This is a genomic window from Arthrobacter gengyunqii, assembly GCF_023022985.1.
Taxonomy (GTDB): Bacteria; Actinomycetota; Actinomycetes; order Actinomycetales; family Micrococcaceae; genus Arthrobacter_B; species Arthrobacter_B gengyunqii.
Window position 1 is genome coordinate 2,573,080 of the sequence record NZ_CP095461.1, and the last position, 13,671, is coordinate 2,586,750.

Consider the following 13,671-nt stretch of genomic DNA (forward strand, 5'->3'; position numbering starts at 1 on the left):
TCACCGGTGAAGTGTCACGTGTGAACGATGTCCCGACTCATGTGTGAACTATGTCGTGAATCCAGACACCTCCTCGCGCACCACAGGGAATCGTCGGGACATCGTTTCCGGATGAGTCGCGACACAGGTAACACCCCGGTCTTCGGACCGGGGTGTTTTCTTTTGTCCGTTCCCGGCCGCCGCCGGCTTGTGACGCAGCTCAAAACTTTTCCGGCCTTCCACCCATCCGGTTCCGGAGCCGAGCCGAAGACCTTCTGAGACCTCGCACCAAGAGGTGTTCATACCAACCAGGGATTCCACCCCACGGAACCTCCGCCAGAAGGAGAAAAACAATGGCTTTCAAGACCCGCCGGAACATGTCCATCCTCGGAATCGCCGCTGTCTCCATGCTGGGCATGGCCGCCTGCAGCACCGACTCCACCGACAGCTCATCCACCAGCTCCGAATCGGGAATGGCATCCGAATCCAGCATGTCCCCCTCGGCCTCGGCATCCATGAGTTCCGACCCCATGTCCAGTGAGTCCATGAGCGCTGACCCGGCAGCCAACCTGGTGGGCGCCAGCTGCGCCGACTACGCGGCAGCTGTTCCCGAAGGCGCCGGCTCCATCGAGGGAATGTCCCTTGACCCGGTGGCCACCGCAGCCTCCAACAACCCCATGCTGACAACTCTGACTGCTGCGGTATCGGGCGAACTGAATCCGGAGGTGAACCTCGTTGACACTCTCAACGGCTCCGAGTTCACCGTCTTCGCACCCACCGATGATGCCTTTGCCAAGCTGGACCCGGCCACCATCGAGACCCTGAAGACCGATCCGGACCTGCTCTCCAGCATCCTGACCTACCACGTGGTGCCCGGCCAGATCACGCCCGACGAGCTGTCCGGCATGTACGCCACCGTCAATGGCGGCGAAGTTGATGTCACCGGTTCCGGCGACAGCCTCATGGTCAACGATTCCGCCGTGGTTTGCGGCGGCGTCCAGACCAAGAACGCCACTGTTTACCTGCTGGACACCGTGCTGATGCCCGGAATGTAACCCATAGCAGCCGGTTGGGGCCGGCACAGGCTGCGCCGACCTTCGCAGCCGCAGCAAAAGGCGGGCACCCACCGGGTGTCCGCCTTTTGTGTGACCGAATTGTGACCGCACCGCCGGGCGTTCAAATACCAGCGGTTTCCCGCTCAGGGATTAGGCTCTGGTCCATACGTTTGTGTCACACGACACACGTCGACTCAGACACACCGACTGACACGCCCCGCACGGCACCCGCCACACGCACGGGTATCTCTCGCCCCAGAGGAGTACGACCATGTCATATGCCGGCCGATCTACGAGCGGCTCGCGCCCCAAACGGCGCGCCGCGGCCATCACCACAGGGATAGCCCTCAGCGCCCTGATTCTCTCGGGCTGTGCCCAGAGCGAGCGCGAAGAGGGAACGGGCGACGCCGCTGCGTCGTCGGACGTTGACGGAACCTTTGTCTTCGCAGCGTCGTCGGATCCCAAGTCGCTGGACCCGGCTTTCGCCTCCGACGGCGAATCCTTCCGCGTCAGCCGCCAGATCTTCGAGGGCCTGGTTGGCGTCAAGCCGGGAACCGCGGATCCGGAGCCGCTGCTGGCCAAGTCCTGGGAGACTTCCGAGGACGCACTGACCTACACCTTCGAGCTGCAGGACGGCGTCACCTTCCACGACGGCACCGACTTCAACGCCGAAGCCGTCTGCGCCAACTTTGACCGCTGGTACAACTTCACCGGCATCCAGCAGGCTGAAAGCCTTGCCTACTACTACAGCAAGCTGTTCAAGGGCTTCTCCGATACCCCGGAGACCGCCACCTACGAGTCCTGCGAAGCCACCGGTGACACCGAAGCGGTAGTGACCCTCGCCAAGCCGTTCGCGGGATTCATCGCGGCGCTGTCACTCCCGGCCTTCTCCATGCAGAGCCCGACGGCGATGGACCAGTACGCGGCCAACGAAGCTTCCGGCACGGCCGAGGCCCCCACGCTGACCGAGTACGCCAAGAGCCATCCCACCGGTACCGGCCCCTTCAAGTTCGAGAATTGGGAAGTCGGCAACCAGATCACCCTCTCCGCCTACGATGACTACTGGGGCGAGCAGGGCCAGGTCACGGACATCATCTTCCGTGTCATCGACGATCCCAACTCCCGCCGCCAGTCCCTCGAGGCCGGCACCATCGACGGCTACGACCTCGTGGCTCCGGCCGACACCAAGTCGCTGGCCGACGCGGGGTACAACGTGATGGCCCGCGAGCCGTTCACCATCCTCTACCTCGGCATGAACCAGAAGGTTGAGGAGCTGGCGAACCCGCTGGTGCGCCAGGCGATCGCTCACGCCATCGACAAGCAGGCCCTGGTGGACCAGACCCTGCCCGAAGGCACCAAGGTGGCCTCCCAGTTCATCCCCGACGTCGTCAACGGCTACAACGAGGACGTCACCGAATACGAATACGATCCTGAGAAGGCCAAGTCCCTGCTGGCCGAGGCCGGCTACCCGGACGGCTTCTCCGTGGACTTCAACTACCCCACCGGCGTTTCCCGCCCGTACATGCCGACGCCGGAGCAGGTCTACACCAACATCACCGCCCAGCTCGAAGAAGTGGGCATCACCGTCAATCCGCAGCCGAACAAGTGGTCCCCGGATTACCTGGACCGCGTCCAGGCCTCCGAAGACCACGGCATCCACCTGCTGGGCTGGACCGGCGACTACAACGACACCGACAACTTTGTCGGCGTGTTCTTCGGCGGCGAAAAGCCCGAGTTCGGGTTCAACAACCCGGAGATCTTCGATGCCCTGGAGGAAGCCCGCCAGGTCAGCAGCCTCGAGGAGCAGACTCCGCTCTACGAGCAGATCAACGAGGACATCGCCGAGTTTGTGCCGGCCATTCCGCTGGCACACCCGGCTCCCTCACTCGCCTTCAACGAGCGCGTGGTTTCCTACCCCGCCAGCCCGGTGAATGACGAAGTGTTTAACAAGATCGAACTCAACAAGTAAGCAGCACGGGGCCGGGGTCTCTTCGGAGATCCCGGCCCTTCCCTGTTTCTTCTCCTTCATCCAGCGCCTCTACCACGCTGAGAAAGGACACCCGTGCTGCAAGTCATCGGCAAACGTCTTCTCATGCTGATTCCCACACTCATCGGTTTGTCCATCCTGTTGTTCGTCTGGGTCCGCAGCCTTCCCGGCGGCCCGGCCACCGCTCTGCTCGGCGACAAGGCAACACCGGAAGCGATCGCAAGGATCAACGCCGCCTACGGCTTTGACCGCCCCCTTCTGGAGCAGTACTTCGTCTACGTCGGCAAGCTCCTGCAGGGCGACTTCGGCGTTTCCACGGTCACCGGCCGGCCCGTGCTGGAGGAATTCGCGACCCGTTTCCCCGCGACCCTGGAACTGTCCCTGGTGGCGCTCATCTTTGCCATCGGCATCGGAATCCCGCTTGGCTACCTCGCGGCAACCCACTACGGGCGCTTCTGGGATCATTCCTCGGTGGTGCTTTCGCTCGTGGGAATCACCATCCCGGTGTTCTTCCTGGCCTTCATCCTGAAGTGGCTCTTTGCCATCCAGCTCCCCTGGTTTCCCCCGGACGGCAGGCAGAATCCGCGCATTGACGCCACCCACATCACGGACTTTTACGTGCTGGACGGGCTGCTAACCCGGGAATGGGACGCGTCCTGGGACGCGCTGATGCACCTGGTCCTGCCCGGAATTGCCCTGGGCACCATTCCGCTGGCGATCATTGTGCGCATCACCCGCGCCTCCGTCCTGGAGGTCCAGGGCGCCGATTATGTGCGCACCGCGCGCGCCAAGGGCCTGATGGAGAAAACCATCCGCGGCCGGTTCGTCCTCCGCAACGCCATGCTTCCGGTGACCACCACCATTGGACTGCAGACCGGCCTGCTGATTTCCGGTGCCGTGCTGACGGAAACGGTGTTTGCCTTCAGCGGTATCGGCAGATTCCTGCGTGATGCCATCTTTAACCTGGACTATCCCGTGCTGCAGGGATTCATCATTTTCATCGCCATCGCCTATTCATTGATCAATCTGATCGTTGACGTGTCCTATGGCTTCATCGACCCGAGGGTGAGGGTGCAATGAGTACAGTTCTCCCACCGGCTCCCGGCGGCGCCATCCGCCCCGACGAGCCCGCAGCGCCGGTCCAGGCCGACACCCGCGGGACGGGTATGTGGCGTTCCGCCTTCAAGCGGCTGCGCCGCAATCCGGCGGCCATTGCCGGGGCCGTGATTATCGGGCTGTTCATCCTGGTGGCCATTCTGGCACCGGTACTGGCACCGTTCGGCGGTGACGATCTTCCGGGACGGACGGACATCACCCCCACGTCCATCCCCGGGCCCGGCGACATTGACGCCTACCCGCTGGGACTGGACCGGTTCGGCGGCGACGTCCTGTCCAAACTCATCTGGGGCGCCCGCGCCTCACTCATCATCGGTGTCATTTCCACAGCGCTGGGACTGGCCGGCGGCATGCTCCTGGGCATCATCGCCGGCGGAATCGGCGGCTGGGTGGACAACGTCATCATGCGTTTCGTGGACATCCTGCTCTCCGTCCCGAACCTGCTGCTGGCGGTGAGCATTGCCGCCATCTTGGGGCAGAACACCTACGCCATCATGATCGCCATTGGCGTTTCCCAGATCCCGATCTTCGCCCGCCTGCTGCGCTCGTCCATGATTTCCCAGCGCAGCGCCGATTACATCCTTTCGGCGCAGTCCCTGGGCCTGAGCCGGCGCACCATCACCATGAGCCACCTGCTGCCCAACAGCATGGGTCCGGTGATCGTGCAGGGCACCCTGACCCTGGCGACGGCTGTCATTGACGCCGCCGCCCTGTCCTTCCTCGGCCTCGGCGGCGGCAAGCCGCAGACGGCCGAGTGGGGGCGGATGCTGACCTACGCGCAGAATGAACTGGCCGTGGCACCGCAGTTGGCGTTCCTGCCAGGCATCTGCATCGCCGTCACGGCCCTGGGATTCACCTTGCTGGGCGAATCCCTGCGGGAGGCCCTTGATCCCAAGACCCGGAAGAAATAGCCGGTCCGCACCACGAAAAAGCGCCGCTCCTGTTCACAGGGGCGGCGCTTTTCTCGTTCGTCGAGCAGATTAGGAAGCCAGTTCGTCTTCCTCGATGTTCAGCTCGTTGCCCGGGATCGAGGCCAGCAGTTTGCGGGTGTACGGGTGGCGGGGGTTGGAGAAGACTTCCTCCGACGACGCCGCCTCCACCAGTTCACCGTCCTTCATCACGCAGACATAGTCCGAGATCAACCGCACCACGGCGAGGTCATGGGAGATAAAGAGGTAGCTCAGTCCCAGTTCGGCCTGCAGGTCCCCCAGCAGTTTCAGGATCTGGGCCTGGACCAGGACGTCCAGTGCCGAGACCGGCTCGTCACAGACGATCAGTTCGGGCTTGAGCGCCAGAGCACGCGCAATCGCCACGCGCTGGCGCTGCCCGCCGGAGAGCTCCGCGGGGTAGCGGCCCAGCATGGAATGCGGCAGCGCCACCTGGTCCATCAGCTCGCGCACTCGGGCCTCGCGCTCACTCTTGGAACCCCGTTTGTAGGTCTTCAGCGGCTCGTCCAGGATTCGCGCAATGGTGAACATGGGGTCCAGGGAGGAGTACGGATCCTGGAAGATCGGCTGCACCCGCTGCCGGAAGTCCCTCAGCTTTGCCTTCTCCAGGGACCCGACGTCGATTCCGTCAAAAGTCATGGTGCCGCTGGTGGGTTCGACCAGCTTCAGCAGCATCCTGGCCGTGGTGGTCTTGCCGGAGCCGGATTCACCGACAATGGCCACGGTACGCCCGCGGGGGATGTCCAGCGTCACGTTGCGGGCAGCGTAGAAGTCCTCGGAACGGCCCCGGATTTTGTAGACCTTGGTCAGGTCCCGGATCTCCACAATGTTGTCCGGCGCTGCGGTTTCCGGCTGGCCCGCCGCGGCCACTCCGGCACTGTGCTTCGGTGACGCCGCAGCGTCTGCCGGGGCACCGCCGTCGTCCGCTCCCGGGCTTGCTCCGTCCGCATGTTCGGCATAGGCCTGCTCCGCGAGCCGCAGGCGCTGTGCCGCCGGGGCGTTGAAGGCTCCCGGGCTCAGGCGCACCGCGGCAACGCTGGGCGCTGCGGCCACCAGCGACTGGGTGTAGGGGTGCTGGGGATCTTCGAGCAGCTGGCGGGCGGGGCCGGTTTCCACCACAAGGCCGCGGTGCATCACGACCAGCTCGGAGGCGCGTTCGGCAGCCAGCCCAAGGTCGTGCGTGATGAGCAGGACCGAGGTTCCCAGCTCTTCGGTCATTTTCCCGATCTGGTCCAGGATGGTCCGCTGCACGGTAACGTCCAGGGCCGAGGTGGGCTCATCGGCGATCAGCAGCCGGGGCCGGCAGGCCAGGCCAATGGCAATCAGCGCGCGCTGGCGCATACCGCCCGAAAACTCGTGCGGATACTGTTTGGCCCGCTCCGCGGCGTCCGGCAGGCCGGCCGCGGTCAGCACCTCGATGACCTTGCGGTCCACGTCCTTGGACGTGGCCATACCGTGGACCAGCAGGGTTTCCGCAACCTGGGTGCCGATCTTCGTGACCGGGTTCAGGTTGGACATGGGATCCTGCGGCACCAGGCCGATGGACCGTCCCCGGATGGCACGCATTTTCGACTCGGGAAGTCCCACCAGTTCGGTGCCGTCGAAGCGGATGCTGCCGGCGGCCACCCTTCCGTTTCCCGGCAGCAGGCCGATGACTGCCATGGCGGTGGTGGATTTTCCGGAGCCCGACTCCCCCACAATTGCCAGCGTTCCGCCGCGGGGCAAACTAAAGGAAGCGTTTTTGACGGCTTGGACTTCTCCGTCGGTGGTGCGGAAATTAACCGCGAGATCCGTCACCTCTAGCAGAGGTGAATCAAGGCTGATTTCAGTCATTTCCCTATCCTGCCCTACTTCAAGGGCAGCTGTGAGCCGTGTCTCACCTGCCGTTGCCGGATTTTTATCATTTAGACTGGCTATTCGCATAAATACATCCGACAGAACCGGACGCACCGTTGACGGAGCGTCCCGGAGGAGAACAACAGCTGTGACAGATTCCGGCATGGGCCGCCGCTCTTTCCTTCGGGCCGGTGCAATGCTTGGCGCGTTGGCTCTCGCCGGATGCACCGCCGCTCCGCCCGACGGTACTGCCACGGCTTCGGCGTCGGCTTCCGGAAGCGCAGCCCCTTCCCAGCCCAACGCCACCTTCACCTTCGCGACGGCCGCGCGCCCGTCCACTCTGGATCCGGCACTGGCAACGGACACCGAAAGCCACCGGGTCACGCGCCAGATAATGGAGGGGCTCGTTGGAGTGGATCCCCTGACCTCCGCCCCCACCCCGCTGCTGGCCGAGAGCTGGACCGAGTCCGAAGACGGACGCACGTACACCTTTACGCTGCGGAAGGACGTCACCTTCCATGACGGCGAACCGTTCAACGCCGACGCCGTCTGCGTGAACTTTGACCGCTGGTACAACCTGCCGGTCTCCGCGCGCGGCTCCGGCAACCTGGCCTACAAGGCCGTCTTCAGTGCTTTCTCGGACGCTCCCGATCTTGCCGTCTACCGATCCTGCACCGCGGTGGATGAGTACACCGTGCAAGTGGAGCTGGCTACCCGCCTGAGCGGTTTCATTCCCGCCCTGGCATCGCCGGAGTTTGCGATGTCCTCGCCCAAGGCCCTTCAGCAATTCAAAGCTGATGCACTGACTGCGGACAAAGACGGACAAAAGATGTCCGAGTACGCCCTGCACCCGGCGGGAACCGGTCCCTTTCGGCTGGAGTCCTGGGAGGGCGACGAGGTGCGGCTGGCCGCCTATCCCGAGTACTGGGGCACGCGCGGACAGATCGGCACCGTGGTCTTCTCCACCATCAACAGCCCGGAAAGCCGTCTGCGGGCGTTGAAAAACAGGCAGGTGGACGGTTACGACCTGGTCACCGTGGCCGACGTGGATGACCTGGCCCGCAACGGCCTGCAGATCCTGCAGCGCGACCCCTATTCGGTGCTCTACCTGGGCATCAACCAGGCGTTCCCGGGCATGGATGACCTCAAAATGCGCCAGGCCATCGCCCACTCAATTGACAAGGGCGCACTGCTGGAAGGGCTCTTCCTCAACGGGACCAAGCAGGCCAACCAGTTTGTGCCGGAAAAACTCGGTGTTTCCTCCGGTAGCGTCACCAGCTACGGCTACGATCCGGAGAAGGCCGCCGAGCTGTTCAAGGAGGCCGGTTACGACGGCGCCGAGCTTCCGTTCTACTACCCGCGTCACGTGACGCGCGCCTATCTGCCCACCCCCGAACGGGTGTACGCGGAACTGAGCCGCCAGCTCACGGCTGCAGGCCTGAACATCAAGCCCGTTCCGGTTGAGTGGTCCGACGACTATCTCCATGCGGTGCAGAGCAGCGGTAACCGGGCCTTCCACCTGCTTGGCATCAGCGGCACTTTTGATGACCCGGATAACTTTGTGGGAACACTTTTCGGCAGCTACACCGAGGAGTTCGCCTACGATGACACGCAGCTGCTGAGCAAGATCGACCGGGCACGGACGCTGCAGGACGGCCCGGAGCAGGTCGAGGCCTACACCGCGATCACCGACCGCATTTCCACCCGGGTTCCGGCGATTCCATTGGCCTTCCCCATCTCCGCACTGGCCCTCTCTCCCAGGGTTGCGAGCTACCCCACGTCGCCGCTGCTCAATGAGGTCTTCAACCGGATTGAGCTTCGCGAAGAGTAGCGGGCTACGCGTAAGTGCCGCGTTGCAAAGCGGCAGGTGATTTTAGTAAGGACGCTTGGAGCGATACGCTTCTATGGCTAGCGCCCTCGCGACTGGAGATACGAAGTTGACTGCTAATAGCCCCGCGGACAAGTCCGCAACAAAAACCGATGTACTGCTGATCGGCGGCGGCATCATGAGCGCGACCCTCGGGGCGTTCCTGAAGCAGCTCCAGCCGGACTGGGACATTTCCCTGTTTGAGCGCCTGGAGCGCGCCGGACTGGAAAGCTCAGATCCTTGGAACAATGCCGGAACCGGCCACGCCGCACTCTGCGAACTGAACTACAGCCCCGCAGCTGCGGACGGCTCAGTGGATTCGGCCAAGGCGGTGGGCATCAACGAGCAGTTCCAGGTGTCCCGCCAGTTCTGGTCCCATATGGTCTCATCCGGCCATATTTCCAACAGCTTCATCAACCCGCTGCCGCACATGAGCTTCGTGTGGGGTGACGCGCACTCCGAGTACCTGCGCCGCCGGCACGAGTCGCTGAGCTCCCAGCCGCTGTTCAAGTCCATGGAGTTCTCCGAGGACCACTCCAAGCTGGCCGAATGGGCTCCGCTGATCATGGAGGGCCGCGATCCTTCCCAGCGTGTTGCCGGTTCCCGCGTCGTGGGCGGCACCGATGTCGACTTCGGTGCGCTGACCCGCGAACTGACCGGTTACCTGGCCGGCAGCGGCGTGGAAATGAACTACGGCCACGAAGTCAGCAACGTAACCCGGTCCTCCTCCGGCGGCTGGGATGTCAAGGTCAAGAACCGTGCCTCCGGGGCCTCCCGCACCGTGTCCGCACGCTTCGTCTTCATTGGCGGCGGCGGCGGCGCCCTGCACCTGCTCCAGGCCTCCGGAATTCCCGAGGGCAAGGGCTTCGGCGGTTTCCCCGTATCCGGCCAGTTCCTGCGCTCCACGGACGAGTCGATCATCTCCCGGCACAACGCCAAGGTGTACGGCCAGGCGTCAGTGGGCGCCCCGCCCATGTCCGTCCCCCACCTGGACACCCGCTTCGTCAACGGCAAGCGTTCCCTGCTGTTCGGCCCGTACGGCGGCTTCTCCCCCAAGTTCCTGAAGACCGGTTCCTACCTGGACCTGCCGGCTTCCGTGCGGCCGGGAAACCTCGTTCCGATGCTGGCCGTGGCCAAGGACAACATGTCCCTGGTCAAGTACCTGGTCACTGAAGTGATGAAGACCCGCGAGGGCAAGACGAAGGCGCTGCAGGAATTCATGCCGCAGGCGGGCACCGAAGGCTGGGAGCTGATCACCGCCGGCCAGCGCGTGCAGGTCATCAAGAAGGATCCGAAGAAGGGCGGCGTGCTGCAGTTCGGCACCGAACTCATCACTGCAGCGGACGGCTCCATCGGCGCCCTGCTGGGTGCTTCGCCGGGTGCCTCCACGGCCCCGCCCATCATGATCAACCTGCTCAAGCGTGCTTTCCCCCGCGAGTTTGGCGGCTGGGAGCCGAAGATCAAGGACATGATTCCGGGATACGGCGTCAAGCTCAACGAGAACGAGTCCCTGCTGGACGAACTCACCGCTGACACCAACCGCGTGCTGGGCCTGAACTAAGCCCTAGGTACTCTCCAAAAAAGTTTCACCCGTTGGACCGGGCTGACCCATCCGGTCGGCCCGGTCCAACGAACGTTAAGCACCGGAACCGGGTTTGCTCCGGGATGTTTTGCCGATCTGCGTTAGTTCAGCCCTTCCGAAGGCAGGCTCATGGACCGTTTGGCCAAGTTTTCCCTCTCCAACCGGGCGCTCATTGCCCTCATCACGGTGTTCATTGCCGTCTTCGGGGTGATCTCCATGAGCTCCCTGAAGCAGGAACTCATCCCGTCGCTGGAGTTCCCGCAGATCACCGTGATCACCGCCCTGCCCGGTGCCTCTCCGGAGGTGGTGGCCAAGCAGATCAGCGAGCCGCTGGAGGGCGCGCTGACCGCGGTGGAAGGCCTGGAGGACTCCTCCGCCACGTCCCGCAACTCGATCTCCACCATCAACCTGACCTTCGCCTACGGCACGGATCTGGACCGCGCCAGGGGCCAGGTGGACCGCGCCATCTCGAATGCCCGCCAACTGCTGCCCGACGACGCCAACCCGCAGTCCCTGGCCGGCAGCATCAGCGACTTCCCGATTGTGTACCTGGCCGTCTCCTCGGACCAGCCGCTGGCCGAGCTCAACGCCGATCTCCAGCGGCTCACCGTTCCGCGGCTGCAGAAGATCGAAGGAGTCCGGACCGCCGAAGTCACCGGCGGGTCCACCCGCAGCGTCGCCATTCTCCCCGACGAGGCCGCTCTCGCATCCCTGGGGGTCACGCCGTCGGCCATTGTCTCCGCACTGGAGAACAGCGGCGCCCTGGTCCCGGCAGGCACCGTCACCGAAGAAAGCCGCACCCTGCCCATCCAGGTGGGCAGTCCGCTGGACAGCTTGGACAAGATCTCGGCGCTGCCCGTCGAATCCACCCGCAGCTCCGGCTCGAACGCTTCCACGGATCCGGTGACCATCGGCGACGTCGCTTCCGTGGACATCACCGAGGACGAGAACACCTCGATCACCCGGACCAACGGGGAGCCTACCCTGGCTGTTTCGATCACCAAGACCCCGGCCGGCGACACCGTGGGCATCTCGCACCAGGTGTTGGACCTATTGCCGTCACTGGAGTCCGAACTGGGCAACGGGGCCAAGTTCACGGTGGTGTTCGACCAGGCTCCGTTCATCGAGGAATCCATCTCCAACCTGACCACCGAAGGCATCCTGGGCCTTGGCTTTGCCGTCCTGGTGATCCTGGTCTTCCTGCTCTCGGTCCGCTCCACCCTGGTCACCGCCGTCTCCATTCCGCTGTCCCTGCTGGTGACCTTCATTGGCCTGCTGGCTTTTGGCTACTCGCTGAACATCCTGACCCTGGGTGCGCTGACCATCGCGATCGGCCGGGTGGTGGATGACTCGATTGTGGTGATCGAGAACATCAAGCGGCATCTGGGCTACGGAACGGACAAACGTACGGCCATCCTGACCGCCGTGCGCGAAGTGGCCGGGGCCATCACCGCCTCAACACTGACCACCGTTGCCGTCTTCGCTCCGATCGCCTTTGTGGGCGGCCTGGCCGGTGAACTCTTCCGGCCGTTCGCCATCACCACCTCCCTGGCGCTGCTGGCGTCACTGCTGGTCTCCCTGACGATTGTGCCGGTGCTGGCGTACTGGTTCCTGAAATCCGGCCAGCCGGTGGCCGACCCCGCGGCCTACCGCACCGAGGTGGAAGCGCGGGAATCCAAGACCTTCCTGCAGCGCGGCTATGTGCCGGTTCTGCGGACCACCCAGCAGCACCCGGTGTACACGGTGGTGGCCGGTGTCATTGTCCTCGCGGCCACGGCGGCCCTGACCCCGCTGCTGCAGACCAACCTCCTGGGCGACACCGGGCAGAACACCTTCAGCGTGCGGCAGGAACTGCCGCCGGGAACGTCGCTGGAGACCACCTCCGCGGCGGCCGAGCAGGTGGAGGACGTCCTGAGCAACACCGACGGCGTCCGGGATGTCCAGGTCACCATGGGCACCTCTAGCGCCGGCTTTGCCGCCTTCAGCTCCGGGGGTTCGGCAGTGGCCTCCTACACGGTGATCACCGATCAGGGCGTGGACCAGGTGGAACTGCGTGAGACGGTCAGCAGCGAGTTGGAAAGCCTGGGCGACGACGCCGGGAACATCACGCTGGGCAGCACCGGTGGCGGTTTCGGCACCTCCAACACGGTGGACATCAGCCTGTCCGCCGGTGATCCCAACGAGCTGCAGGAAGCCGCCGATCAGGTAGTGGAGGCGATGTCCGCCTTGCCCGGTGCCGGTGAAGTCACCAGTAACCTCTCCTCTTCCTCCCCCGTGGTCCAGGTGTCGATCGACCGTGCCAAGGCGGTTGCGGCAGGCTTGAACGAACAGCAGATCGCCGGCCTGGTGGCCTCCACGCTCAGCCCGCTGCCGGCCGGAACCGTCCGGATCGGCACCGACGACTTCCCCGTGCTTATCGGCGAGGGAACGGAAATCACCAGTGTGGACCAGCTCAGCCGGGTTCCCGTACCCGCGGGGTCCGGCACCGTGCCGCTGAGCTCGCTGGCCACGGTGGAAGAAGTGAACGTCCCGACGTCGATCTCCGCTTCCGGCGGCGAGCGCACCGCCGTCGTGTCCGTATCCCCGGCGGGTGACAATCTGGGTGCCACCATCACGGAGGTCCAGACCGAGCTGGCAACGCTGGACCTGCCGCCCAGCGTGACCGCCACGCTCTCCGGTGCCGCCACCCAGCAGAATGAGTCCTTCACCCAGCTGGGTCTGGCGTTGTTGGCGGCGATTGCCATTGTCTATGTGATCATGGTGGCCACCTTCAAGTCCCTCGTGCAGCCCCTGATCCTGCTGGTGTCGGTGCCCTTCGCGGCCACCGGCGCCATCCTGCTGCTGCTGATCACCGGAGTGCCGCTGGGACTGCCCTCCCTGGTGGGCATGCTGATGCTGGTGGGCATTGTGGTCACCAACGCCATCGTGCTGGTGGACCTGATCAACCAGTACCGGAAACCCCACAACGGGCAGCCGGGCATGAACGTGGCCGATGCCATCATGCGCGGCGCCCGGCAGCGGCTGCGGCCCATCCTGATGACCGCGCTGGCAACGGTCTTTGCCCTCACCCCCATGGCCCTGGGAGTCACCGGCGAGGGCGGCTTCATTTCCCGGCCGCTGGCCATCGTGGTGATTGGCGGCCTGGTGTCCTCCACCGTGCTCACCCTGATCCTGGTGCCGGTCCTGTACCGGCTGGTGGAGGGTGCGCGGGAGAAGCGGGCGGCCCATCGCCGGCATTCGGCGAAGCACGCTGCCGAGGTCCCGGAGGGGCAGGCCTGAGCTCCGATCCGCTAGGGTGGCAG

Annotated in this window: 8 protein-coding genes; 7 read left to right on the forward strand and 1 reads right to left on the reverse strand. The window is 64.4% G+C overall.

Annotated elements, in window-relative coordinates; genetic code table 11:
- Positions 1-332: 332 nt before the first annotated feature.
- From MUG94_RS11765 to MUG94_RS11780, 4 genes are all read left to right on the forward strand, one after another.
- A complete protein-coding gene (locus MUG94_RS11765; protein ID WP_227906241.1) occupies positions 333-1,034 on the forward strand; it encodes a fasciclin domain-containing protein in 702 nt (233 codons plus the stop codon).
- Between the two features lie 271 nt (positions 1,035-1,305).
- Positions 1,306-3,003: an ABC transporter substrate-binding protein gene (locus MUG94_RS11770; RefSeq protein WP_227891902.1), complete on the forward strand. Its 1,698-nt coding sequence runs from the start codon at positions 1,306-1,308 to the stop codon at positions 3,001-3,003.
- Positions 3,004-3,096: 93 nt separating this feature from the next.
- Positions 3,097-4,101, forward strand: a complete 1,005-nt coding sequence (locus MUG94_RS11775; RefSeq protein ID WP_104052401.1) for an ABC transporter permease — start codon at positions 3,097-3,099, stop codon at positions 4,099-4,101.
- Positions 4,098-5,048 carry an ABC transporter permease gene (locus MUG94_RS11780; RefSeq protein WP_104052402.1) on the forward strand — a complete coding sequence of 317 codons (951 nt, stop codon included), beginning with the start codon at positions 4,098-4,100 and terminating at the stop codon, positions 5,046-5,048. The genes MUG94_RS11775 and MUG94_RS11780 overlap by 4 nt, the downstream gene beginning before the upstream one ends.
- A 69-nt stretch (positions 5,049-5,117) precedes the next feature.
- On the opposite strand, the gene MUG94_RS11785 is transcribed toward MUG94_RS11780, so the two are convergent.
- Positions 5,118-6,917 (reverse strand): dipeptide ABC transporter ATP-binding protein, encoded by a 1,800-nt coding sequence (locus MUG94_RS11785; protein ID WP_227906242.1) that lies wholly within the window; start codon positions 6,915-6,917, stop codon positions 5,118-5,120.
- A 151-nt stretch (positions 6,918-7,068) separates the two neighbouring features.
- Between MUG94_RS11785 and MUG94_RS11790 the strand changes: the two genes are divergently transcribed.
- The 3 genes from MUG94_RS11790 to MUG94_RS11800 all read left to right on the forward strand — a co-directional run bounded on the left by MUG94_RS11790 (position 7,069) and on the right by MUG94_RS11800 (position 13,648).
- Entirely contained in the window at positions 7,069-8,751 is a 1,683-nt protein-coding gene (locus MUG94_RS11790; protein WP_341482146.1) for an ABC transporter substrate-binding protein, read from the forward strand.
- Positions 8,752-8,824: 73 nt separating this feature from the next.
- Entirely contained in the window at positions 8,825-10,348 is a 1,524-nt protein-coding gene (locus tag MUG94_RS11795; RefSeq protein WP_227891910.1) for a malate:quinone oxidoreductase, read from the forward strand.
- A 150-nt stretch (positions 10,349-10,498) separates the two neighbouring features.
- Positions 10,499-13,648 carry an efflux RND transporter permease subunit gene (locus tag MUG94_RS11800; RefSeq protein ID WP_227906243.1) on the forward strand — a complete coding sequence of 1,050 codons (3,150 nt, stop codon included), beginning with the start codon at positions 10,499-10,501 and terminating at the stop codon, positions 13,646-13,648.
- The last annotated feature ends 23 nt before the right edge of the window (positions 13,649-13,671 follow it).